Source organism: Streptomyces sp. SUK 48 (genome assembly GCF_009650765.1).
Taxonomy (GTDB): domain Bacteria; phylum Actinomycetota; class Actinomycetes; order Streptomycetales; family Streptomycetaceae; genus Streptomyces.
Window position 1 is genome coordinate 1,660,654 of record NZ_CP045740.1, and the last position, 24,065, is coordinate 1,684,718.

At 72.3% G+C, this 24,065-nt stretch carries 22 protein-coding genes and 1 pseudogene; 10 read left to right on the top strand and 13 right to left on the bottom strand.

Annotated elements, in window-relative coordinates; all coding sequences use genetic code 11:
* Positions 1-67 precede the first annotated feature (67 nt).
* The 5 genes from ccrA (at position 68) to GHR20_RS07035 (ending at position 6,359) form a co-directional block, all read left to right on the top strand.
* The gene (gene ccrA, locus GHR20_RS07015) at positions 68-1,405 is read left to right on the top strand and encodes a crotonyl-CoA carboxylase/reductase (protein WP_181515984.1); all 1,338 of its coding nucleotides are present in this window, start codon (positions 68-70) and stop codon (positions 1,403-1,405) included.
* A gap of 126 nt (positions 1,406-1,531) precedes the next feature.
* A complete protein-coding gene (locus GHR20_RS07020; protein ID WP_275549809.1) occupies positions 1,532-3,565 on the top strand; it encodes a protein meaA in 2,034 nt (677 codons plus the stop codon).
* Entirely contained in the window at positions 3,562-4,575 is a 1,014-nt protein-coding gene (locus GHR20_RS07025) for a CoA ester lyase (RefSeq protein WP_153812662.1), read from the top strand. Before GHR20_RS07020 ends, GHR20_RS07025 begins: the two co-directional genes overlap by 4 nt.
* Positions 4,576-4,580: 5 nt before the next feature.
* A complete protein-coding gene (locus GHR20_RS07030; RefSeq protein WP_148023200.1) occupies positions 4,581-5,150 on the top strand; it encodes a MaoC family dehydratase in 570 nt (189 codons plus the stop codon).
* Between the two features lie 3 nt (positions 5,151-5,153).
* Complete coding sequence (locus tag GHR20_RS07035) at positions 5,154-6,359, top strand: acyl-CoA dehydrogenase family protein (RefSeq protein WP_111581259.1); 1,206 nt, start codon at positions 5,154-5,156, stop codon at positions 6,357-6,359.
* A 36-nt stretch (positions 6,360-6,395) separates the two neighbouring features.
* On the opposite strand, the gene GHR20_RS38110 is transcribed toward GHR20_RS07035, so the two are convergent.
* Entirely contained in the window at positions 6,396-6,521 is a 126-nt protein-coding gene (locus GHR20_RS38110) for a hypothetical protein (protein WP_258399172.1), read from the bottom strand.
* An 18-nt stretch (positions 6,522-6,539) separates the two neighbouring features.
* Here GHR20_RS38110 and GHR20_RS07040 point away from each other — a divergent pair, with 18 nt between their 5' ends.
* Together GHR20_RS07040 and pssA are read left to right on the top strand one after the other, a co-directional pair.
* Positions 6,540-7,196 (top strand): phosphatidylserine decarboxylase, encoded by a 657-nt coding sequence (locus GHR20_RS07040; protein ID WP_111581258.1) that lies wholly within the window; start codon positions 6,540-6,542, stop codon positions 7,194-7,196.
* 22 nt (positions 7,197-7,218) lie between these two features.
* Complete coding sequence (gene pssA, locus GHR20_RS07045) at positions 7,219-8,040, top strand: CDP-diacylglycerol--serine O-phosphatidyltransferase (RefSeq protein WP_111581257.1); 822 nt, start codon at positions 7,219-7,221, stop codon at positions 8,038-8,040.
* A 98-nt stretch (positions 8,041-8,138) separates the two neighbouring features.
* On the opposite strand, the pseudogene GHR20_RS07050 reads toward pssA, so the two are convergent.
* Positions 8,139-9,274, bottom strand: a pseudogene (locus GHR20_RS07050) (glycerate kinase).
* A gap of 176 nt (positions 9,275-9,450) precedes the next feature.
* Here GHR20_RS07050 and GHR20_RS07055 point away from each other — a divergent pair.
* From GHR20_RS07055 to GHR20_RS07065, 3 genes are all read left to right on the top strand, one after another.
* On the top strand, positions 9,451-10,554 hold the full coding sequence (locus GHR20_RS07055; protein WP_153812663.1) for an ADP-ribosylglycohydrolase family protein: 1,104 nt from the start codon (positions 9,451-9,453) through the stop codon (positions 10,552-10,554).
* A 27-nt stretch (positions 10,555-10,581) separates the two neighbouring features.
* On the top strand, positions 10,582-11,076 hold the full coding sequence (locus GHR20_RS07060; protein WP_153812664.1) for an NUDIX hydrolase: 495 nt from the start codon (positions 10,582-10,584) through the stop codon (positions 11,074-11,076).
* Positions 11,077-11,177: 101 nt separating this feature from the next.
* On the top strand, positions 11,178-11,933 hold the full coding sequence (locus tag GHR20_RS07065; RefSeq protein WP_153812665.1) for a Sir2 family NAD-dependent protein deacetylase: 756 nt from the start codon (positions 11,178-11,180) through the stop codon (positions 11,931-11,933).
* 1 nt (position 11,934) lies between these two features.
* On the opposite strand, the gene GHR20_RS07070 is transcribed toward GHR20_RS07065, so the two are convergent.
* From GHR20_RS07070 to GHR20_RS07120, 11 genes are all read right to left on the bottom strand, one after another.
* Positions 11,935-12,423: a methylated-DNA--[protein]-cysteine S-methyltransferase gene (locus GHR20_RS07070; protein ID WP_111581252.1), complete on the bottom strand. Its 489-nt coding sequence runs from the start codon at positions 12,421-12,423 to the stop codon at positions 11,935-11,937.
* Between the two features lie 12 nt (positions 12,424-12,435).
* Entirely contained in the window at positions 12,436-13,923 is a 1,488-nt protein-coding gene (locus GHR20_RS07075; protein WP_153812666.1) for an AlkA N-terminal domain-containing protein, read from the bottom strand.
* A 75-nt stretch (positions 13,924-13,998) separates the two neighbouring features.
* Positions 13,999-14,868 carry a methylenetetrahydrofolate reductase gene (locus tag GHR20_RS07080; protein WP_194858833.1) on the bottom strand — a complete coding sequence of 290 codons (870 nt, stop codon included), beginning with the start codon at positions 14,866-14,868 and terminating at the stop codon, positions 13,999-14,001.
* 454 nt (positions 14,869-15,322) lie between these two features.
* Positions 15,323-16,678, bottom strand: a complete 1,356-nt coding sequence (locus GHR20_RS07085; RefSeq protein ID WP_153812667.1) for a cytochrome P450 — start codon at positions 16,676-16,678, stop codon at positions 15,323-15,325.
* A gap of 13 nt (positions 16,679-16,691) precedes the next feature.
* Positions 16,692-17,252 carry an ATP/GTP-binding protein gene (locus GHR20_RS07090; protein WP_111581249.1) on the bottom strand — a complete coding sequence of 187 codons (561 nt, stop codon included), beginning with the start codon at positions 17,250-17,252 and terminating at the stop codon, positions 16,692-16,694.
* A 3-nt stretch (positions 17,253-17,255) separates the two neighbouring features.
* A complete protein-coding gene (locus GHR20_RS07095) occupies positions 17,256-17,639 on the bottom strand; it encodes a DUF742 domain-containing protein (RefSeq protein WP_111581248.1) in 384 nt (127 codons plus the stop codon).
* Positions 17,636-18,475 (bottom strand): roadblock/LC7 domain-containing protein, encoded by an 840-nt coding sequence (locus GHR20_RS07100; protein WP_243877962.1) that lies wholly within the window; start codon positions 18,473-18,475, stop codon positions 17,636-17,638. Before GHR20_RS07100 ends, GHR20_RS07095 begins: the two co-directional genes overlap by 4 nt.
* Positions 18,472-19,662 carry an ATP-binding protein gene (locus tag GHR20_RS07105; protein ID WP_153812668.1) on the bottom strand — a complete coding sequence of 397 codons (1,191 nt, stop codon included), beginning with the start codon at positions 19,660-19,662 and terminating at the stop codon, positions 18,472-18,474. The genes GHR20_RS07100 and GHR20_RS07105 overlap by 4 nt, the downstream gene beginning before the upstream one ends.
* A gap of 340 nt (positions 19,663-20,002) precedes the next feature.
* Positions 20,003-20,512: an O-acetyl-ADP-ribose deacetylase gene (locus GHR20_RS07110; protein ID WP_153812669.1), complete on the bottom strand. Its 510-nt coding sequence runs from the start codon at positions 20,510-20,512 to the stop codon at positions 20,003-20,005.
* A gap of 102 nt (positions 20,513-20,614) precedes the next feature.
* Positions 20,615-22,024: an NAD(P)/FAD-dependent oxidoreductase gene (locus GHR20_RS07115; protein WP_153812670.1), complete on the bottom strand. Its 1,410-nt coding sequence runs from the start codon at positions 22,022-22,024 to the stop codon at positions 20,615-20,617.
* Between the two features lie 123 nt (positions 22,025-22,147).
* Entirely contained in the window at positions 22,148-23,923 is a 1,776-nt protein-coding gene (locus GHR20_RS07120) for a gamma-glutamyltransferase (RefSeq protein ID WP_153815880.1), read from the bottom strand.
* Positions 23,924-24,065 lie beyond the last annotated feature (142 nt).

Genomic DNA, 24,065 nt, shown 5'->3' on the forward strand with positions numbered 1-24,065 from the left:
CCAGCACCGACGAACCCTCAAGCGCCCCTCCCTCAGGGCGCTCACCGCCGGAGGCAATACCGTGACCGTGAAGGACATCCTCGACGCGATCCAGTCGAAGGACGCGACGTCCGCCGACTTCGCCGCACTGCCGATCCCCGAGTCCTACCGGGCGATCACCGTGCACAAGGACGAGACGGAGATGTTCGCGGGCCTGACGACCCGCGACAAGGACCCGCGCAAGTCGATCCACCTGGACGACGTCCCCGTGCCCGAGCTCGGACCGGGCGAGGCCCTGGTGGCCGTGATGGCCTCCTCGGTCAACTACAACTCGGTGTGGACCTCGATCTTCGAGCCGCTGTCCACCTTCGGGTTCCTGGAGCGCTACGGCCGCACCAACGAGCTGGCCAAGCGCCACGACCTGCCGTACCACATCATCGGCTCCGACCTCGCGGGCGTCGTCCTGCGCACCGGCCCGGGCGTCAACGCCTGGAAGCCCGGTGACGAGGTCGTGGCCCACTGCCTCTCCGTCGAGCTGGAGTCCTCCGACGGTCACAACGACACGATGCTCGACCCCGAGCAGCGCATCTGGGGCTTCGAGACCAACTTCGGCGGCCTCGCCGAGATCGCCCTGGTCAAGTCCAACCAGCTGATGCCGAAGCCGGGCCACCTCAGCTGGGAGGAGGCCGCCGCCCCCGGCCTGGTCAACTCCACCGCCTACCGGCAGCTGGTGTCCCGCAACGGCGCCGGCATGAAGCAGGGCGACAACGTCCTCATCTGGGGCGCGAGCGGCGGACTCGGCTCCTACGCCACGCAGTTCGCGCTGGCCGGCGGCGCCAACCCGATCTGCGTCGTCTCCAGCGACCAGAAGGCGGACATCTGCCGTTCGATGGGCGCCGAGGCGATCATCGACCGCAACGCCGAGGGCTACAAGTTCTGGAAGGACGAGACCACCCAGGACCCCAAGGAGTGGAAGCGCTTCGGCAAGCGCATCCGCGAGCTGACCGGCGGCGAGGACATCGACATCGTCTTCGAGCACCCCGGCCGCGAGACCTTCGGCGCCAGCGTCTACGTCACCCGCAAGGGCGGCACCATCACCACCTGCGCCTCGACCTCGGGCTACATGCACGAGTACGACAACCGCTACCTGTGGATGTCGCTGAAGCGGATCATCGGCTCGCACTTCGCCAACTACCGCGAGGCTTGGGAGGCCAACCGCCTCATCGCCAAGGGCAAGATCCACCCGACGCTGTCGAAGGTGTACTCCCTGGAGGACACCGGCCAGGCCGCCTACGACGTCCACCGCAACCTGCACCAGGGCAAGGTCGGCGTCCTGTGCCTCGCCCCCGAGGAGGGCCTCGGCGTGCGCGACGAGGAGATGCGGGCCGAGCACCTCGACGCCATCAACCGTTTCCGGAACATCTGAGAGCCTTAGATGACAGAGCGTCAGGCCGCGCCCGGGACACAGGGTGCGTCGGTGTCGAAAGAGACGAAGCCAAGGGAGCGCAGCGACCGCGCGCCGAGGAACGTCGACACCGACAACGAGCACACTGTGTCCCGGGCGCAGAAGAAGAAGGACCGTCCGTGGCTCATGCGGACGTACGCCGGCCACTCGACGGCCGAGGCGTCCAACGAGCTGTACCGGCGCAACCTCGACAAGGGCCAGACGGGTCTGTCGGTGGCGTTCGACCTGCCGACGCAGACCGGCTACGACCCCGACCACATCCTCGCCCGCGGCGAGGTCGGCCGGGTGGGCGTGCCCGTCTCGCACGTCGGTGACATGCGCCGGCTGTTCCAGGACATCCCCCTGGAGCAGATGAACACCTCGATGACGATCAACGCCACCGCCATGTGGCTGCTGGCGCTCTACCAGGTCGTCGCCGAGGAGCAGGGCGCGGACATCACCAAGCTCCAGGGCACGACCCAGAACGACATCGTCAAGGAGTACCTGTCCCGCGGCACGCACGTCTTCCCGCCGGGACCCTCGCTCCGCCTGACGACGGACATGATCGCGTACACGGTCTCCCACATCCCGAAGTGGAACCCGATCAACATCTGCAGCTACCACCTGCAGGAGGCCGGGGCCACGCCGGTGCAGGAGATCGCGTACGCGATGTCCACCGCGATCGCCGTGCTGGACGCCGTGCGCGACAGCGGCCAGGTGCCGCAGGAGCGCATGGGCGACGTGGTCGCGCGCATCTCCTTCTTCGTCAACGCGGGCGTCCGCTTCGTCGAGGAGATGTGCAAGATGCGGGCGTTCGGCCGCATCTGGGACCAGGTCACCCGCGAGCGGTACGGCATCGAGAACCCCAAGCAGCGCCGCTTCCGCTACGGCGTCCAGGTCAACTCCCTCGGCCTGACCGAGGCGCAGCCGGAGAACAACGTCCAGCGGATCGTGCTGGAGATGCTGGCCGTGACGCTGTCCAAGGACGCCCGCGCGCGGGCCGTCCAGCTCCCGGCCTGGAACGAGGCGCTGGGCCTGCCCCGCCCCTGGGACCAGCAGTGGAGCCTGCGCATCCAGCAGGTGCTCGCCTACGAGAGCGACCTGCTGGAGTACGAGGACATCTTCGACGGCTCGAAGGTGATCGAGGCCAAGGTGGCGCAGCTGGTCACCGACTCCCTCGCGGAGATGGAGCGGATCGAGGAGATGGGCGGCGCGATGGCCGCCGTCGAGTCCGGCTATCTCAAGTCCCAGCTGGTCTCCTCGCACGCCGAGCGCCGGGCCCGGATCGAGTCCGGCGACGAGAAGATCATCGGGGTCAACGCCTTCGAGGGCACCGAGCCCAACCCGCTCACCGCCGACCTGGACACCGCGATCCAGACGGTGGACCCGGCGGTGGAGGCCCGGGTCATCGCCTCGCTGCAAGCCTGGCGGGACACCCGCTACCAGCCGCCGTTCAACCACCCGCGCCCCTGCAAGGCGCTGGAGCGGCTGAAGGAGGCCGCCCGGGGCACCGGCAACCTGATGGAGGCCACCCTGGAGTGCGCCCGGGCCGGGGCCACGACCGGCGAGTGGGCGGGCGCGCTGCGCGAGGTGTTCGGCGAGTACCGGGCGCCCACCGGGGTCTCCTCCGCGCCGGTGGCCGTCCCCGTCGAGGCCGGCTCGGCGCTCGCCGAGGTGCGCGCCAAGGTGGACGCCACCGCCCGCGACCTGGGCGTCGGCAAGCTGCGCTTCCTGGTCGGCAAGCCGGGCCTGGACGGGCACTCCAACGGTGCCGAGCAGATCGCCGTGCGCGCCCGCGACGCCGGCTTCGAGGTGGTCTACCAGGGCATCCGGCTCACCCCCGAGCAGATCGTGGACGCGGCCCTCGCCGAGGACGTGCACGCGGTCGGCCTGTCGATCCTGTCCGGCTCGCACGCCCAGCTGGTCCCGGACGTGCTCCAGCGCCTGCGTGTGGCGGGTGCCACAGATATACCGGTGATCGCAGGTGGCATCATCCCGAACGGTGACGCCGAGCAGCTCAGGGCCGCCGGCGTGGCCGCCGTCTTCACCCCGAAGGACTTCGACATCACCGGGATCATCGGCCGCATCGTCGACGAGATCCGGACCGCGAACAAGCTCGACCCCTTGGAGGTCCCCGCATGACCGCCCGCCCGTCTCCCGCCACCACCCCTGCGGCGAGCGGCTCCGCCGCGCCCCTTTTCGATCGCCTCCGTCCCCGGCGTTCGTGCCTCGCCGTACCCGGCTCGAACCCGCGCTTCCTGGAGAAGGCGCAGGGTCTGCCGGCGGACCAGGTCTTCCTGGACCTGGAGGACGCGTGCGCGCCGCTCGCCAAGCCCGAGGCGCGGCACACCATCGTCAAGTTCCTCAACGAGGGCGACTGGACGGGCAAGACGCGGGTGGTCCGCGTCAACGACTGGACGACCGAGTGGACGTACCGCGATGTCGTGACGGTCGTCGAGGGCGCCGGGCCGAACCTCGACTGCATCATGCTGCCGAAGGTGCAGAACGCCGAGCAGATCGTGGCGCTCGACCTGCTGCTCACCCAGATCGAGAAGACGATGGGCTTCGAGGTCGGCCGGATCGGCATCGAGGCGCAGATCGAGAACGCGCAGGGCCTGAACAACGTCAACGCGATCGCGCAGGCGTCCCCGCGCATCGAGACCATCATCTTCGGCCCGGCCGACTTCATGGCCTCCATCAACATGAAGTCCCTGGTCGTGGGCGAGCAGCCGCCCGGCTACCCGGCGGACGCCTACCACTACATCCTGATGAAGATCCTGATGGCCGCCCGCGCCAACGACCTCCAGGCGATCGACGGCCCCTACCTCCAGATCCGCAACGTCGACGGCTACCGCGAGGTCGCCCAGCGCGCCGCCGCGCTCGGCTTCGACGGCAAGTGGGTGCTGCACCCGGGCCAGGTCGAGGCGTCCAACGAGATCTTCTCGCCCTCCCAGGAGGACTACGACCACGCCGAGCTGATCCTGGACGCGTACGACTACTACACGTCCGAGGCCGGCGGCAGGAAGGGCTCCGCGATGCTCGGCGACGAGATGATCGACGAGGCCAGCCGCAAGATGGCCCTGGTCATCTCCGGCAAGGGGCGGGCGGCCGGGATGCGCCGCACCACCACGTTCGAGATCCCGGAGGGCTGAGCGCGATGCAGTTCGGACGCACCTACGAGGAGTTCGAGGTCGGGGCGACGTACAAGCACTGGCCGGGCAAGACGGTCACCGAGTACGACGACCACCTGTTCTGCCTCCTCACCATGAACCACCACCCGCTCCACATGGACGCCAACTACGCGGAGAGCACGACGGACTTCGGCAAGAACGTCGTCGTCGGGAACTACATCTACTCGCTGCTGCTCGGCATGTCCGTGCCGGACATCTCCGGCAAGGCGATCGCCAACCTGGAGATCGAGTCGCTCAAGCACGTGGCGCCGACCTTCCACGGCGACACGATCTACGGCCAGACGACCGTGCTGGACAAGTGGCCGTCGAAGTCGAAGAACGACCGCGGCATCGTCTACGTCGAGACCACGGGCTACAAGCAGGACGGCACCCTGGTGTGCGTCTTCCGCCGCAAGGTGATGGTGCCCACCGAGACGTACATCAAGGAGCGCGGCGGCGAGCAGCCGGGCCGCCCGCCCGTCTCCCACCACCACCCTCGAACGACGCCCCTGCGGGACGACACCCCCCGTTCGGAACCCAAGCAGCAGGAGAAGTAGGCCATGGCCCGTCTCGCCCAGACCGCCGGTCTGACCGACGTCCAGCAGGAGATCGTCTCCACCGTCCGGGACTTCGTCGACAAGGAGATCATCCCGGTCGCGACCGAGCTGGAGCACCGCGACGAGTACCCGCAGCAGATCGTGGACGGGCTCAAGGAGCTGGGCCTGTTCGGTCTGATGATCCCCGAGGAGTACGGGGGTCTGGGCGAGTCGCTGCTCACCTACGCGCTGTGCGTGGAGGAGATCGCCCGCGGCTGGATGTCGGTGTCCGGCATCATCAACACCCACTTCATCGTCGCGTACATGCTCAAGCAGCACGGCACGCAGGAGCAGCGGGACCACTTCCTGCCGCGGATGGCCGCCGGTGACATCCGGGGCGCCTTCTCGATGTCGGAGCCGGCGCTGGGCTCCGATGTGTCGGCGATCAGCTCCAAGGCGGTCAAGGAGGGCGACGAGTACGTCCTGACCGGCCAGAAGATGTGGCTGACCAACGGCGGCACGTCGTCCCTGGTGGCCGTCCTGGTGCGCAGCGACGAGGGCCACCCGGAGGGGACCGCCCCGCACAAGTCCATGACCACCTTCCTGGTCGAGAAGGAGCCGGGCTTCGGCGAGGTCCGCCCGGGCCTCACCATCCCCGGCAAGATCGACAAGATGGGCTACAAGGGCGTCGACACCACCGAGCTGATCATGGACGGGCTGCGCGTCCCGGCCGATCGGGTGCTCGGCGGCGTCACCGGCCGAGGTTTTTACCAAATGATGGACGGCGTCGAGGTCGGCCGCGTCAATGTCGCGGCCCGCGGCTGCGGTGTCGCCCAGCGCGCCTTCGAGCTGGGTGTGCGGTACGCCCAGCAGCGGCACACCTTCGGCAAGGCGATCGCCCAGCACCAGGCCATCCAGTTCAAGCTGGCCGAGATGGCGACCAAGGTCGAGGCCGCGCACGCGATGATGGTCAACGCGGCGCGCAAAAAGGACTCCGGGCAGCGAAACGACCTGGAGGCCGGCATGGCGAAGTACCTCGCCTCCGAGTACTGCAAGGAGGTCGTGGAGGACGCCTTCCGCATCCACGGCGGGTACGGTTTCTCCAAGGAGTACGAGATCGAGCGCCTGTATCGTGAGGCGCCGATGCTGCTCATCGGTGAAGGTACCGCCGAGATCCAGAAAATGATCATCGGCCGCAGGTTGCTCGAAGAGTATCGATTCCAGGGCTGATTGTCCGCATACGGGGTGTTTTCTTCGAGGGGAAGATCACACCCCGTAGAGGTTGTTCAGCCGGTCTTCGGCCGCCGACTCGGCTTCCTGGCTTGCCCAGTTGTGGCCCGCGCCCGGTACGATCCCCGGAAAGCCGCCGTCCCCCGTCTTGCGCGGCATCATCCGCTACGAAGGTCATCCATGCCCCACAGCCAAACCTCTGCACCTCGCGACAGCCGAGCCGGCGTACGCCTCGCGCGCGGAGCATCGCCGTGGCTTCTCCCGACCGTCGCCACCGCAGCCCTCAGCCTGGCCCGCGCCCGCCGCTCGGGCGCGGCCAAGGCCGTCGCCGTGCCCGCCACCGCGCTCGCGGCGGGCATGCTGTGGTTCTTCCGCGACCCCGAGCGAGAGATCGCCCCCGGCCGGGTCATCTGCCCGGCCGACGGTGTGGTGCAGAGCATCATGCCCTGGAAGGACGGCCGCACCCGCGTCGCCATCTTCATGAGCCCGCTCAATGTTCATGTCAACCGCGCGCCGCTGGCGGGCACGGTGACGTCGGTCGAGCACATCCCCGGCGGCTTTGTTCCGGCTTTCAACAAGGAGAGCGAGAACAACGAGCGCGTAGTCTGGCATTTCGACACCGAACTCGGCGACATCGAGATGATCCAGATCGCCGGCGCGGTGGCCCGTCGCATCGTGCCCTACATCCCTTCGGGCACGAAGGTCGAGCAGGGCGACCGTATCGGTCTGATCCGCTTCGGCTCGCGTGTCGATCTCTACCTGCCCGAGGGCGTGGAGGTGGCGGTCGAGGTCGGACAGAAGACCGTGGCTGGGGTGACTCGCATTGACCGTGATTGATCCGGAGACCCAGGCGAACTGGGTGCCCGAGGCCGACGATGTGGACGAAGAGGAGGAGATGCCGCTCTCGCTCCGCTTGTCGATAGCGGACACCCTCACGCTCGGTAACGCCACGTGCGGGTTCATGGCGGTGTACTTCACCACCACCGGCATCCTGATCCCGCACCTGACCGGGAACGACGAGTCCGCGGGCATGGCGCGGCACAGCGCCGCCACGGCCGTCATCCTGATGCTCTGCGCGGCGGTGTTCGACCTCTTCGACGGGCTGGTGGCACGCAAGCTGCGGTCCTCGCCGATGGGGGCGGAGCTGGACAACCTCTCCGACCTGATCAGCTTCGGGCTGGCGCCCGCGTACTTCGTCCTCGTCTACGGCATGGTCGCGGACGACGCGCACCAGAGAGTGGCGGCGCTCGGGGCAATCGTGGTGCTCCTGGCCGTCGTCCTGCGGCTCGCCCGCTTCTCGTGCGTGACGATGAAGGACGGCGTGTTCCAGGGGATGCCCTCGCCGTTCGGCGCGCTCACCGTGGTCTCGATCGTGCTCCTGGAGCTGCCGTTCGTGGCGACGCTGCTGGCGATCGTCGGTACGGCGTGGCTGATGGTGAGCCGGGTCGAGTACCCGAAGCCGCGGGGGCGGCTCGCCGGGGCGATGCTGTCCTGGATCGTCCTGTCCATGGGCCTCCTGGCAGCCTGGGCCTTCGACGCTCCGAGCGGCCAGCTGCTCCTTCAGACGGGGTGTGCGCTCCAGCTGGTCATGGGCGCGGTGATCCCGCTGTTCGCCACGGCGCGGCGGGTGAACAACTTCCGCGACAACCGGCGGGAGGCGCGGGCGGCGCAGTTGCCGTGACGGCGTCTTGACCGAGGGCCCCGAATCCAGGGTTGGCTGGGTTCGGGGCCCTTGTCTTTTCGGCCGGGGCGGGGGCGTGCCGGTTCCCGGCGCCAGGGTTACGTCAGGAGGTCCTCGGCGATGTGGGACGCGAGGCGTTCCAGGAGCGGGCCGGCGTCCGTGACGCAGCGGGAGACGTCGGGCTCGACGGACGTCAGGGGGTAGGCGCGGCTGATCCCGGCCGACCGCAGCGCGGCCTCCTCCAGTGCCAGCCGCCCGCACACCGCCACGGCCTCCTTGCCCGCCGCGCGCGCCGCCGCCGCGACCCCGGCCGGGGCCTTGCCGTGCAGCGTCTGCTCGTCCAGGGAGCCCTCGCCGGTGATCACCAGGGATGCCCGGGCCAGCGCGGGGGCGAAGCCGAGGACGTCGAGCATGATCTCGATCCCGGGCCGGAACCGCGCGCCGAGCAGCAGCGCGCCGTAGCCGATGCCGCCCGCAGCCCCCGCGCCCGGCGCCGCCGCGTACTCCACCGCCCGCGCCCCGGCCGCGGCCTCCAGCACCGTCACGTAGTGTCCGAGCGCCGCGTCCAGCGCCCGTACGTCCTCCGGCGAGGCCCCCTTCTGCGGGCCGTACACCGCGGGCGCGCCCTTCGGGCCGGTCAGCGGGTTGTCGACGTCGCTGGCGAGCACCAGGGAGACCGAGGACAGCCGGGGGTCGAGACCGGAGAGGTCGGCGCGGGCCAGACCGGCCAGGCCGCCGCCCCCCGGCGGCACCGGCTCCCCGTCCGCCCCAGGAACCGCGCCCCGAGCGCCGTCAGCATCCCGGCGCCGCCGTCCGTCGTGGCGCTGCCGCCGACGCCGAACACGATCGTCCGGGCGCCCGCGTCCAGCGCGGCCCGCAGCAGCTCACCGGAGCCGTACGTGGCGGCCGTCAGCGGCGCGAAGACGCCGGCCGGCAGCCGGTGCAGCCCGCTGGCCTCGGCCATCTCCACCACCGCGGTGCCGTCGCGCAGCGCGAACGCCGCCGTCACCGGCTCCCCCAGCGGCCCGGCCACCCGCACCTGCCGGCGCTCGAACCCGGCCGCGACCGCCGCCGCCACCGTCCCGTCGCCGCCGTCCGCGACGGGCAGCGCCTCGACCTCCAGGTCCGGCACCACCCGGCGCAGCCCGGCCGTCACCCGCTCGGCGACCTGCACGGCCGTCAGCGAGCCCTTGAACTTGTCCGCGGCGATGAGTACCCGACGGCTCTCACCCACAGCTTCCGCCACCTTGCCATCCCCTTGCTCTCCGGGCCCCGCGCTCGTCGGGGCCAGTCGCGCCGCTGCGACCCTAACCTCGGCGCCCCCTCGCCGTCATGCCCCGACCACGGGCTGAGCAGGGCCGGGAGGGCGGGCGCGCGAGCGGTGCCGGGAAAAACGGGTAGGCCCCTGGCATGAGCAGCAGCGAGCACACCGCGTCCGCCGCTCTCGCCGATCCCGGTGAGAGGGGCGGTCTCGCCGACCGGATCCACGGCGGCTGGCTCGGCCGGATCGCGGGCAACATGCTCGGCAAGCCGGTCGAGCAGGGCGAGGTGTGGACCCGCGCGCGCATCGACCGCTACCTCGGCGGCTCCGGGGCGCTGCCGCTCACCGACTACCTGCCCGAGCCCGCCGACCCGGCCGACACCGCCCTGCTGCGCCCCGAGTGGCGCTCCTGCGTCCGGGGGCGTGTCCACGGCAGCTGCCGCGACGACGACGTGGACTACACGGTCCTCGGACTGCACCTGCTGGAGAGCCGCGGCTTCGGCTTCAGCACCGAGGACGTCGGCGAGCTGTGGCTGCTGCGGCTGCCGTACCTCCAGACCTTCACCGCGGAGCGGGCGGCGTACCGCAATCTGGCGAACGGGCTGCGGCCGCCGCTGACGGCGACGTACGACAACCCGTACCAGGAGTGGATCGGCGCCCTCATCCGCGCGGACGTCTTCGGCTGGGCCTGCCCCGGCGAGCCGGTGCGCGCGGCCGGTCTGGCGCGCCGGGACGCCGTGCTGTCGCACACGGGCAACGGGGTCTACGGCGCCATGTTCGCCGCCGCGCTGATCGCGGCCGCCTTCACCGCGCCGACCGTACGGGCCGCGCTGGAGAGCGCGCTCGGCGTGATCCCGGCGAGCAGCCGCCTCGCCCGTACCGTGCGCCGGGTCCTGTCGCTGCACGAGGCCGGGCTGGGCTGGGCGGAGACCGTGGACACCGTGACCGGGGAGAGTCCGGGGGGCTGGATCCACGTCGTGCCGAACGCGGCCGTCCTCACCGCGGGGCTGCTGTACGGCGACGACGACTTCACCCGTACCCTCGCGCTGACCGTGCGCGGCGGTCTGGACACCGACTCCAACGGGGCGACGGCGGGTTCGGTGGCCGGGGTCCGCACCGGCGCCGCCGCGCTGCCCGGCCGGTGGAAGGACCCGCTGGAAGACACGGTCCGCAGCGCGGTGTTCGGGTTCGACGGGGTGCGGATCAGCGCGCTGGCCGAACGCACCGTGCGCCTGACGCGCGGCGGTTCGTAGCCCGGCCGGGCTGGATACCCTTCCGCCATGGCCTCCACCGCTGACTACGCCGCGTACATCGCCTCGCTGCCCCGGGTGCTCGCCGGGGCCGCCGTGCTCTTCCGGGACGGGGCGGGGCGCGTGCTGCTCGTCGAGCCCGACTACCGCGAGGGATGGGGGCTTCCGGGCGGCACGGTGGAGTCGGACGGCGGGGAGACACCCCGGCAGGGGGCCCGGCGGGAGACGCTGGAGGAGATCGGGCTCGACCGGGCGCCCGGACGGCTGCTCGCCGTGGACTGGGTGCCGGGGACGGGACGGCCGCCGCTGGTGGCGTACGTGTACGACGGCGGAGTGCTCGCGGAGGACGAGCTGGGCGCGATCCGGCTCCAGGAGGAGGAACTGCTGTCCTGGCGGCTGGTCCCCCGCGCGGAGCTGGCCGCGCACCTCCCCGGCGCCCTCGGCCGCCGCGTCCTCGCCGCGCTCGACGCCCTCGACGGCGGCTGCGGCCCGGCCGAGCTGGAGAACGGCCACCGGGTGGGCTGACCGCGGCCGGACGTCCACCGGGTGCGCTGACCGCGCGGCGAAACGCCGACCGCGCCGATACCCGTTCGCCCCTCCCGGCCCCGCGCCCTACCCTCGGCCCCATGGGCAAGCCTCTCGTGGCCATTCTCAGTGGCGCAGGTATCTCCACCGATTCCGGCATCCCCGACTACCGGGGCCCGAACGGGCTGTGGCGGCAGGACCCCGCGGCCGAGAAGCTCGTGACCTACGAGTACTACATGGGCGATCCGGAGATCCGGCGCCGGTCCTGGCAGCTGCGCCGCGCGAGCCGCGCGCTCGGGGCCGAACCCAACGCCGCCCACCGGGCGATCGCCGCGCTGGAGCGGTCCGGCGTACCGGTCCGGGTGATCACGCAGAACGTGGACGGGCTGCACCAGCTCGCCGGGACGGCCGCCCGCAAGGTCCTCGAACTGCACGGCACCGCCCGGGAGTTCGTCTGCACCCTGTGCCACACGCGCGGCCCGATGGCGGACGCCCTGGAGCGCCTGGACGCCGGTGAGGACGATCCCCGGTGCCGGGAGTGCGGCGGCATCCTGAAGTCCGCCACCGTGATGTTCGGCGAACGCCTCGACCCGATGGTCCTCGGCCAGGCCGTGGCCGTCACCAAGGCGTGCCAGGTGTTCATCGCCGTCGGCAGCAGCCTCCAGGTGCAGCCCGCCGCCGGCCTCGCGGGTGTCGCCGCCGACCACGGCGCCCGCCTGATCATCGTCAACGCGGAACCCACGCCGTACGACGACCGGGCGGACGAGCTGATCCGCGAGCCCATCGGGACCGCGCTGCCCCGGCTGCTGGCCGCGCTGGCCGAGGACGCGGCGGCCGGGGACCCGGCGGACGGCTGACTCAGAACAGGGCCGTGCCGCGTTCGAAGTCCAGCAGGCGGCGCTTGCGCTCGAGGCCGCCGCCGTAGCCGGTGAGGCTGCCGTCGCTGCCGACCACCCGGTGGCAGGGCACGATGATGCTGATGGGGTTGCGGCCGTTGGCGAGGCCGACCGCGCGGGAGGCGCCGGGATTGCCGAGGGCGTCGGCGAGTTGGCCGTAGGTGCGGGTCTCGCCGTAGGGGATGCGGGTGAGCTGGTCCCAGACGCTGCGCTGGAACGGGGTTCCGCGCAGGTTGAGTTCGAGGGTGAACTCGCGCAACTCCCCCGTGTAGTAAGCCTCCAGCTGCTCCCGTGCGGCGGTGAAGCAGGGCAGGGAGTCGTCGCGGGTGCCGAAGCTCTCCTCGGACGGGCGGTGCCGCTGGCTGGTCATGTAGAGACCGCACAGGGCGCCGTCGGCGGCGACCATGGTGAGCCGGCCGTACGGGCCCTCGGTCTCGGTGTGGCAGATCATGGAAGAACCCTCTTACACGGGAAGGACGTTGATCGGGTGGCTGTCGGTCGCCCACAGATACTGCACCGCGTACGCCCGCCACGGGCGCCATGCCTCGGCGCGCGCGGTGAGCGCGGCGGGGGTGGACGGCAGCCCGAGCTCACCGGCGGCGCGGCGGATGCCGAGGTCGGTGGGCAGGAAGGCGTCCGGATCGCCCAGGGCGCGCAGGGCGATGACCTCGACCGTCCAGGGTCCGAAGCCGGGCAGCGCGAGCAGCCGGGCGCGGGCCTCGGCCCAGTCGGATTCCACCCCCAAGTGGAGGGTACCGTCGGCGAGTTGACTCACCAGGGTGGTGAAGGTGGTGCGCCGGGTGCGGGGCATCGCCAGGGTCTCGGGATCGACGGAGGCCAGCGCCTCGGGCGACGGGAAGAGATGGGTGAGGCCGCCCTCGGGATCGTCCAGGGGCTTGCCGTGCGCGGTGACGAGGCGGGCCGCGTGGGTGCGGGCGGCGGCCGTGGACACCTGCTGTCCGAGTACGGCCCGCACCGCGAACTCGGCCTCGTCCACGGTGCCCGGCACCCGGCGGCCCGGCGCCTTGTCGACCAGCGGGGCGAGCAGCGCGTCGGTGCGCAGCCGGTCGTCGACGGCGACCGGGTCGGCGTCCAGGTCGAGCATCCGCCGGCAGCGGCTGATCGCCACGGCCAGGTCCCGCAGGTCGCCGAGGGTGAGGCGGCAGGCGATGTGGTCGGGGCGCGGGGTGAGGGCGACGATCCCGTGGCCGTACGGCAGCCGGAGGGTGCGCCGGTAGGCGCCGTCCCGCCATTCCTCGACGCCCGGTACGGCGGTGGCGGCGAGGTGGCCGAAGAGGTTGCTCGGGTTGAGCGGGGCGCGGAACGGCAGCCGCAGGGACAGCGTGCCCGGGGTGGCGTCGCCCGCCGCGCGGCCGGCCGGTACGCGCCGGCGCAGCTCGCTCGGGGCGAGGGCGAAGACCTCGCGGACGGTGTCGTTGAAGGCGCGGATGGAGGAGAAGCCGGCCGCGAAGGCGATCTGCGCCATGGGCAGCGCGGTGGTCTCGATGAGCAGCCGGGCGGTCTGGGCGCGCTGGGCGCGGGCGAGCGCGAGGGGTCCGGCGCCCAGTTCGGCGAGCAGTTGCCGCTCCACCTGGCGGGTGCTGTAGCCGAGCCGGGCGGCGAGGCCGGGCACCCCCTCGCGGTCCACGACGCCGTCGGTGATCAGGCGCATGGCGCGGGCCACCAGGTCGGCGCGCTGGTTCCATTCCGGGGAGCCGGGGGTGGTGTCCGGGCGGCAGCGCTTGCAGGCGCGGAACCCGGCCTGCTGGCAGGCGGCCGCGCTCGGGTAGAACGTCATGTTCCGGGGCTTGGGCGGGACGACGGGGCAGCTGGGGCGGCAGTAGATGCCGGTGGTCAGCACGGCCGTGTAGAACCATCCGTCGAACCGCGCGTCCTTGGACTGCACGGCACGGACGCAATGCTCCCGGTCGAGGTGCGTCGCTGTCTGCATGTCTCCAGGATGACCAGCGCGGCAGCGGCGCGCTGGCGGAATTCCGACACGTAGGCCGGGCCCCGCCGGCCGCCGTCAGCGCGCTCGCTCGCGGAACGCGCCGACCCACTGCGCCGTGGTGCGCAGCCCGCCGAAGGTGTAGAAGTGCACCTTGACCACGCCGTGGCGCGCGGGGTCGTACCGTTCGCCGAGCGCGTGCAGGAAGCGGTCGGGGCCCGCGGTGCCCAGCAGGTTGGTCAGCGAGAAGCCGTACTTGCGGGCGACGGAGGCGCTGGTGCCGACGCCGAAGCGGGTGGCGTAGCCGACGAGGCGGCGGACGCCGGCCGGGCCGGGGACGCCGATACGGACGGGCAGGTCGACACCCCGGGCGCGGACGGCCGCCAGCCAGTCGAGGACCGGCTCGGCGTCGAAGCCGAACTGGGTGATCACATCGCCGGTGAAGGGGCCGGCGCCGATGGCCGCCGCCTTGTCGGTGAGCGCCGACCACAGCGCGGGGCCGGATATCGCGGGGTGGCCCTCGGGGTAGCCGCTGATGCCGATGTGGCGCACGCCGTGGCGTTCCAGCAGCCCGCTGCGGATGACGGCGAGGGCGTCCTCGTACGGCCCCTCGGGGCGGGCCGGGTCGCCGCCGACGACGAACACGTCGTCCGCGGTGCCGTCCGCGGCGAGACCCGCGAGGAACTCCTCCAGGGCGGCGCGGGAGGGCAGCCGGCGGGCCGAGATGTGGGGCACGGGGACGAAGCCGAGCCGGCGGACCGCGCGGGCGGCGGCGAGCCGGGTGGCGTGGTCCTCGCCGGCGAGGAAGGTGACGTTGATCCGGGTGCCCCGCGGGATGCTGCCCCCCGCCTCCTCCAGTGCGGGCACGTCCTTGCCGGTCATCTCCAGCGAGAAGTCGTCCAGCAGGGCGGTGCCCACCGCGGCGGGGGCGGTGGCGGCGGGGTTCATCGGGCTCCTTGCGGCTCGGACGCTGCGGCTCGCCTCTTCGGCGTCGGCCTGCGGGCAGGCGCTTCGCGCGATGCTACCCAACCCGGTGCGCGGGGCCCCGGCCGGTGTCGCGCGGTCCCGGTCCGCCTCCGGTACCGGGAGCCGGCCGGCCCCGGCCCGCGGCGGCGGTGGTGCCGTCGTGGGCCGGGCGGAGGAGGTGACCGGCTGCCAGGCGGCCGGGGACCCCCGGGTGCCTGGACCCGCGCGGACGGGGACGAGACGGCAGGCGGTCTCGGCGGTCCGGCCCGCCGGGAGGTCCGCACGGTGGCGCCGGCCGGGCGCGGCTCGTCTCGCGGAGCGCCGTGTCGGTCGGCGGGGGCCGGCCGTGCCGGGGGCGGGCGAGGCCGCGCCCCGGGGGTGTGGTTCCGGGCGGGGTGGGAGCGGGCGGCCGGTCACGGCAGCCCGTCGGCGTGGGCTACTCGCCGCGTGTCCAGGCCAGGAAGCGGCTGAACAGGCCCGACTTGGGCTTGGACGCGCCGCTCGGCGCCGGCCGGGGGGTGGCCGTGACATGGCCGCCGGGGGCCGCCGCCGGGGTTTCCGTCCGCTGGGCCGCCGTCGGCACCACGATGCGCGGGGTGAAGCGCACCGGCAGGGCCACCAGGGAGCGGCTCCAGGGCGCCGGGATCCAGCTGAGGTCCTTGAACGGCATCCGGACCTCGATGTCCGGGAGCCGGTTGAGCAAGGTCTCCACGGCGGTCACCGCGATCACGAACGCGGGGTCCTTGGCGGGGCAGGCGTGCGGGCCCGCGCCGAAGGCCAGGTGGGCCTTGGCGCTGAGCTGTTCGCGGTGCTCGGCGAGCCGGGGGTCGGTGTTGGCCGCCGCGAAGGAGATCAGCACCGGGTCGTTCGCCTTGACCACCCGGCCGCCCAGCTCCACGTCATGGGTGGGGTAGTGGGCCGCGTAGTTGGCGATGGGCGGGTAGTTCCACAGGACCTGGGTGACGGCGTCCTCGACCGGCAGGCCCGACTGCCACTCCTCGCCGAGGATCAGCGCGCTCGCGGTGCCGATCATGGCGGACAGCGGCGTGGTGCCGCCGGAGAGGAGGGTGATGAGCTGGTGCATCATCTCCTCGTCGGTCAGCTGCGCCGAGTGCTGCATCAGCCGCGTCGTCAGGTCCTCGCCCGGGTTGCGGCGCTTGAGGGCGATCAGCTCGTTCAGCGCCTCGGCCAGCAGCTGGTCGGCGCCCTTGGTGCCGGAGAAGAGGCCGGTGATGCCCGCGATGACCCGGTCACCGATCTCGGGCGGGCAGCCGAACAGGTCGCTGAAGACCAGCAGCGGCAGCGGCTGGGCGTACTCCGCCATCAGCTCGGCCTGGCCCATGCGCTCCGAGCTGAAGCGGCTGATCAGGTAGTCGGCCGACGCCTGGGTCTGACGCACCAGCTGGAGCTCGTTGACGCTGGCCAGGGAGTCGGTGACGGCCTGCCGCAGCCGGGCGTGCGCCGCGCCGTCGCTCATCAGCGCGTTGGGCCGGTACGCCAGCATCGGCAGCGCGGGGCTGTCCTCGGGCACGCGGCCCTCGTTCAGCGCGTTCCAGCGCCGCGAGTCGCGGACGAAGGAGGCGGGGTTCTGGAGGATGTAGAGCGCGGCGTCGTAGCTGGTGACCAGCTCGACCTCGACGCCGGGCGCGATGTCCACCGGCGCGCTCGGGCCGAGGCCGCGCAGATGGGCGTAGTGGCCGTCCGGGTCGGAGCCGAACCGGGGGCCGTAGAGCGGGATGTTCCCGTGTGCGGGGCAGCCGGGGGGCGGCTCTATGCCGGGTCGCTGCTGCATGAGCGGGGGGCTCCTAGTCGATGAGGGAGAGAAGGTGGTGCACGAGGGTGATCAGCGCGTTGGCCGACGACTGCTCGTTGCGGACGTCGCAGGGGACGACGGGGGTGTCCGCGGACAGGTTGAGGGCCTCGCGCACCTCGGAGAGGGGGTAGCCGGGCGTGCCGTCGAAGTGGTTGACGCCGATGGCGTACGTCAGCCCGAACCGCTCGACCAGGTCGAGGATGGGGAACGACTCGGACAGCCGCTCGGGGTCGACGAGGACGAGCGCGCCGAGGGCCCCTCGGGACAGCTCCTCCCACATCTCCTTGAAGCGTTCCTGGCCGGGGGTGCCGAAAAGGTACAGCACCAGCTCGTCGTTGATGGTCAGACGGCCGAAGTCCATGGCGACCGTCGTGGTGGTCTTGTCGGGGGTGCCCGACAGATCGTCGAAGCCCTCGCTGGCCTCGGTGATCTCTTCTTCGGTCCGCAGCGGCTCGATCTCGGAGATGCTGGCGATGCACGTGGTCTTGCCGACCCCGAAGTGCCCCACCACGAGCACCTTCACCGCCGTACGGACACCTGAATCCAGGTACACGAATCACGCTCCGAATCGGGCTCTGAGGCCGTCGAGCACGGCGTTCAGTACGTCACGGTCGACACGTTCCGCGCGGGGCACCGGCTTCCGCGCGATGATCAGGCCGCCGTCCTCCATCTCGGCCAGCAGGATCCGGACGACCCCCAGCGGCAGATGGGTGTGGGCGGCCACCTCGGCCACGGACAGGAATCCGTCCATGACCAGGTCCAGAACCTGCCGGGCCTCCGGGGTGAGCGTGCGGGCCGTGGTGGCTGCGTGCTCGCTCGCGGACACGAGTGTCGTGTGCCCGTAGGCGTGTTCCGGGGGCAGGGAGCGCCCGTTCGTGATCACGAAGAACGGGACTAATGCGGAGGTGAGTTCCAGGTCCTCGTCGGGCTCGTCGCTCACGCGCGGCTCGCCTCCCCGTGCGGGGACAGATAGGCGCCGAGTCGGGGCACCACCCGGTGCAGCCGGGTGGTGAACTCCTCGATATCGGCGTCGTGCTGGGCCGCCGCGGCGAGGAAGGCGCCCCGCCCGGCCGAGATCAGGAAGATCCAGCCGTGCGAGAACTCGATGACCGTCTGCCGCCAGGACGCGTCCGGATGGACGCCGGCGAACTGGGCGGTGGCGCGGCTGTAGGCGTGGATGCCGGTCATCGCGGCGGAGATGGTGTCCGCGAGGTCCTGGCTCATGCCGGTGGTGGCGCCGCGGGGCAGTCCGTCGCCGCCGAGCAGTACGGCGTGCTGGGCGCCGCGCACCTCGCCGATCACCTCGTCCAGGTCGGCGATCCGGATGCCGGTGCCGATCTCCCGTCCGGCGCGGGCGCGTTGGGCGTGTGCCGCGTTCTCGTCGGCGTGCACCCGGGGCGGCGAGGTGAGGTTGTTGCCGAGGCGGGCGACGAGCCGGTGCATGCGGAAGGAGATCTGCTGCATGTCGACATCGGGTGCCGCGGCCGCCGCGAGATAGGCGCCCTGCCCGGCCCCGATCAGGAAGATCCAGCCGTGCGAGAACTCGATGATGGTCTGGTTCCACTGCCGGTCCGGGCCGTCCCCGGCGAAGTGGGACGTGGCCCGGCTCAGCGACTGCATGCCCGCCATGGCGGCGGAGATGGTCCGCACGTCCTTCTGGGCCATGCCGTCGGTCGCCCCGCGGGGCAGGCCGTCCGCGGACAGCAGGACGGCGTGGCGTGCCTTGGGCACGTTGGCCACGATGTCCTCGAGCATCCACGACAGGTCTGTGATCATGTGTCATCGGACCCTTCGGACGGTGCCGCGGAGAGGTTGCGGCCGGAGAGCGTGCCGCGCTGGAAGGCACCCAGGCTGCGGCCGGCCGCACGGCCGGCGTCCTCCTCCGCCGCGACGTGCGGCAGGCCGACGGTGTCCTGGTCGGGAACGCTGGCTATGGGCACCTGGCGGGCGCCGCGCCGGGGCAGGCCGCCCGCGGTGCGCGCCACCGGCTCGGGCCGGGCGGCGGGGGCGCCGGGCTGCTCGGCCACGGGCTGGACCTCATTCACCGGTGCGGTCTCCTCCTCGGTCCACAGCTCCTCGGGCAGCAGCACGACCGCGCGCACACCGCCGTAGCGGGAGACACCGGTCACGTCCACCCGGAATCCGTACTGCTGGGACAGCAGGCCGATCACCGGGAAGCCGAACTTCGGCTGGTTGCCCAGCTGGGACAGCCGGGGGCGGTACTGGCCGGAGAGCAGGGCGGTGGCCTTCTGCCGCTCCTCGTCGTTCATGCCGACGCCCGCGTCGTCGATGACGATGCAGAGGTTCTTCTGCACGCGCTGGAACGTCACCTCGATGGGCGAGCCCTGCTGGGAGAAGCTGGCAGCGTTGTCGAGCAGTTCGGCGACGGCGAGGGCGACGGGCGAGACCGCCGACGCCTTCAGCGCGAAGCCGGTCTGCTGCATGATCTCCACGCGCCGGAAGTTGCGGATCTGGCCCTGGGCGCTGCGCACCACGTCGTAGACGCTGGCGGCGCGGCTGCGGCGGCCCAGCGGGGCGCCGCACATCACGGCGATGCCCTGTGCCTTGCGTGCCATCTGCGCGTTGGCGTGGCCGACCTCCAGGAGGTCGCCGAGGACGGAGTGGCCGCCGTACTTGCGCTGGATCTCTTCCAGCAGCGCCAGCTGCTCGGCGGCGAGGCTCTGCAGGAAGCGCGCGGAACCCTTGAGCACGGCCTTGGTGCTGTCCTCCGCCGCCTCCTCGGCTTCCTGGATGGTCTTGGCGTGGTCCGTCCGGTGCTGGTGGAGCTCTGCTCGTAAAGTGGCGAGGCGGCCGTCGGCCTCGCTCAGTCGCTGGGTCAGTGCGGCTTCGGACCTGTCCTTGTTCGCCGCGATGGCCTTGGCGCGACGACTGAGGACCACGGTCGCTGCGACGCCGAGCGCCGCCACGACAACCAGGCACCAGACAAGTGCGTCTCGAATCATGGAAACCTTTCCTGGCGGTTAGCCCGCGACCGTTGGCGGAAGTGCACCGCACCACCGGTGTGGGACGACCGGTCGCGAACGGGTCGGGCAGGTCGCGCGGAGGACCGGACCGAAACCGTTTTCTGCGGTGCCTGAGCCGAGGGGACCAAGGTCACAGACGCGGGGATGCTATCACCCGCTTAGGGGAACCTTTGCCACGCCGAGGTGCGCCAACAGGCCAGCTCACCGCCCGGGTTGCGGTGATTACGCGCTGCTGCTCCGACAATTCCGGATAGGGGTCCGTGAGTTGTTCGCAAGGAATGACAAGAGCGCGGAAAGAAGGTGTGAAGAAGCCGTCCGGTCAACCGATCTGACGGGCGAAAACCTCATATGCCGGGGCGTCGAAGAGCACGAAGCGGATCTCCTCGACGGCCGTCTCGGCGGCGCGGACGGTCTCCAGGGCGATCCGTGCGGCGTCCGCCATGGGCCAGCGGTAGACGCCGGTGGAGATGGCCGGAAACGCCACGGTGCGGGCGCCGAGTGCGTCGGCGATGTCCAGGGATTCGCGGTAGCAGGAGGCGAGCAGCAGTGAACGGTCCTCGCTCGCGCTGAAAACCGGTCCGACGGTATGGATCACCCACTGGGCGTCGAGCCGCCCCGCGGTGGTCGCGACGGCCTGTCCGGTCGGCAGCCCCCGGCCGTAGCGCGCGGCGCGCAGGGCGCGGCACTCGGCGAGGATCTCGGGGCCGCCGCGGCGGTGGATGGCGCCGTCGACCCCGCCGCCGCCGAGCAGCGAGGAGTTGGCCGCGTTGACGATCGCGTCGGCACTCTGGTGGGTGATGTCGCCCTGGACGAGCAGGATGCCGGTCATGTCTGCCTCACTCTCCGCCCGAGGTCACGTCCGCCTCGGTCTCCGTGCGCGGTCGTGTTGGCCTCGCTCTCGGTCAGCGGTCACGCCCGTCCCGGTCGGCGATCACGTCCGTCTCAGTCTCCGCCAGACGGCCTTCGCCGCGTTGTGTCCCGACATGCCGTGGACGCCCGGTCCCGGCGGGGTGGCCGAGGAGCAGAGGAAGACGGCCGGGTGGGGGGTGTGGTACGGGAACAGGGTGGGGCGGGGGCGCAACAGCAGCTGGAGCCCGGCGGCGGCACCGCAGGCGATGTCGCCGCCCACGTAGTTGGCGTTGCGGGCGGCCATCTCGGCGGGGCCGGCGACGGCGCGGGCGAGGACGCGGTCGCGGAAGCCGGGGGCGAAGCGCTCCAGCTGCCGCTCCATGGCGTCGGTGAGATCGCCGGACCAGCCGTTGGGCACATGGCCGTACGCCCAGAAGACGTGCTTGCCGGCCGGGGCGCGACCGGGGTCGGCCACGCTGGGCTGCACGGTGATCATGAACGGGCGGTCGGGGGCGCGGCCCTCCCGGGAGGCGGCCCGCAGGGCGGTGTCGATCTCGGCCCGGCTCGCGCCGATCTGGACGGTGCCGGCGAGGCGGGCCTCGGGGGCGGTCCAGGGCACCGGGCCGTCCAGCGCGTAGTCGATCTTGAAGACGCTGGGGCCGTAGCGGTAGCGGTCGTAGTGGGCGCCGAAGCCGGCGATGCGGGCGAGGGCGGCGGGCGAGGTGTCGAAGACGTAGGCCCGCGCGGGCGGCAGGTCGTCCAGCCGTTTGACCTGGTAGTCGGTGTGCACCGCGCCGCCGAGGTCGCGGAGGTAGGCGGCCAGCGCGTCGGAGATGGCCTGGGAGCCGCCGCGGGCCACCGGCCAGCCGCGGGCGTGCGCGGCGAGCGCGAAGACCAGGCCGACGGCACCGGTGGCGAGCCCGTCCAGCGGGGCCATCACATGGGCGACGAGCCCGGCGAACAGGGCCTTGAACCGCTCGTCCTTGAACCGGCGCATCAGCCAGGTGGACGGCGGCAGCCCGGCCAGGCCGAAGCGGGCCAGCGTGAGGGGGTCCCGGGGCAGCGCGGTCAGCGGCAGGGACATGAAGTCCCCTGCGAGCGTGTCCCAGTGGGCGAGCAGCGGCTCGACCAGTCTGCGGTACGGCCCCGCGTCGCGCGGTCCGAAGGAGGCGGCGGTCTCGGCGACCGAGCGGGAGAGCACGGCCGCGGTGCCGTCGGGGAAGGGGTGCGCCATGGGCAGCTCGGCGTGCAGCCATTCGAGGCCGTAGCGCTCCAGGGGCAGGGCGCGGAAGGCGGGCGAGTTGATGCCGAGGGGGTGGGCGGCCGAGCACGGGTCGTGCCGGAAGCCGGGCAGGGTCAGCTCCTCGGTGCGGGCGCCGCCGCCCACGGTGGAGCACGCCTCGAACAGGGCCACGGAGAAGCCCCGCCGGGCCAGTTCCACCGCGGCGGTCAGTCCGTTCGGCCCCGCACCCACCACGACCGCATCGAGCATCGACGGCACCTTCGGACCCCTTCGTCAGCCGATGGCCACTCGCAGCCAGGATATGCCGGGGCACCGACAGCGCGGGGCCGGGTGGCGAGGCAGGCGGCCGGTGGACCCGACGGAGCCGGAGGTTCAGCGTCCCACCGCGTACCCCTGCATGCCGCGCGGGTTCGCCGCCGCCGACAGGACGCCGGTCTCCGGGTCTCGGGCGACCGCGCACAGGCGGCCCTCGGACCAGGCGGGGCCGAGGGTGAGGTCGTGGCCGCGGCGGCGCAGGCCGGCCACCACCTCGTCCGGCATCCGGGACTCGACGGTCAGCGCTCCGGGACGGTGGCCGCGCGGGTAGAAGGAGCTGGGGAAGGCGTCGTTGTGCCAGTTCGGGGCGTCCACGGCGCCCTGGAGGTCGAGTCCGCCGCGGACGGGGGCGCGCAGGGCGACGGCGAGGAGGAAGTGCGGCTGCCACTGGTCCTGCTGGTCGCCGCCGGGCGTGCCGAACGCCATGACCGGGACGCCGTCGCGCAGCGCGAGGGAGGGGGTCAGGGTGGTACGGGGGCGGCGGCCGGGGGTGAGGGTGTTCGGCAGGCCCTCCTCCAGCCAGGCCATCTGGAGCCGGGTGCCGAGCGGGAAGCCCAGTTCGGGCACGACGGGGTTGGACTGGAGCCAGCCGCCGCTGGGCGTGGCCGCGATCATGTTGCCCCAGCGGTCGACCACGTCCAGGTGGCAGGTGTCGCCCCGGGTGCTCCCGTCGGCGGCCACCCGGGGGTCGCCGGACAGCCGCGCGGCCGTCGGCTCCCCCACGCCCATCGGGTCGAACCCCTCGCCCGCGAGCGGCGCGGGTTCGCGGGCCGGGCCGGGCAGCCGGGGGGTGCGGCCGCCGGGGGCGCCGGGGCGCAGTTCGTACGACGCCTCGCTCCCGATCAGCGCGCGCCGCCCGGCGTTGTACTCGTCCGACAGCAGCTCCGTGAGCGGCACCTCGGCGGCGTCGCCGTACCACGCCTCCCGGTCGGCCATGGCCAACTTGCAGCCCTCGACGAGGAGATGGACGTAGTCGGCGCTGCCGTACTCGGGCAGTTCCGGTGGCAGCAGGGCGAGTTGCTGGAGGAAGGCGGGGCCCTGACTCCAGGGGCCCGCCTTGCACACGGTCCAGCCGTTCCAGTCGTACGACACCGGGTCCTCGTACGACGCGGACCAGTTGGCGAGGTCGTCCGCGTCGAGCGTGCCGGTGTGCCGTTCGCCGCTGGTGTCGAGCGTGGGGCGCCGGGACTGCCGTACCAGGGCCTCGGCGACGAAGCCGGTGCGCCACACCTCGCGGGCCGCCTCGATGCGGGCCTCCCGGTTCCCGGCCCGCGCGGTCTCGGCGAGCAGCCGGCGCCAGGTGGCGGCGAGGGCGGGGTTGCGCAGCGGCACCCCGGGGCGGGGCGCGCGGCCACCGGGCAGGTACAGCCGGGCCGAGGACGTCCACTCCGTCTCGAACAGGGCTCGTACGCCGGCGACGGTCGCGCCGATGTTCTCCACCGGCGGATGGCCGTGCTCCGCATAGCCGATGGCGTATTTCAGCACGTCCTCGAGGGACTTGGTGCCGTGGTCGCGCAGGAGCAGCAGCCAGGCGTCGAAGGCGCCGGGCACGGCGGCGGCGAGCGGGCCGGTGCCGGGGACGAGGTCCAGGCCGAGGTCCCGGTAGTGCGCGGCGGTGGCGGCCGCCGGGGCCACGCCCTGTCCGCACAGCACCCGGACCGCGCCGCCGGCCGGGGCGAGCAGGATCGGCACCTCCCCGGCCGGGCCGTTCAGGTGCGGCTCCACGACGTGCAGCACGAAGGCGCCCGCCACGGCCGCGTCGAAGGCGTTGCCGCCGTCCTCCAGCACGGCCATCGCGGACTGGGCGGCCAGCCAGTGGGTGGCGGAGGCCATGCCGAAGGTGCCTTGCAGGGTGGGCCGGGTGGTGAACTGCACGTCGCACCTCGCGGGAGTGGGGGCCGGTTCCGGTCGTCCGGCCGGGGCCGGCCGGCGGTCCGGATCGGCCGGTCGTCCGGATCAGCCGCCAGGCTACCGA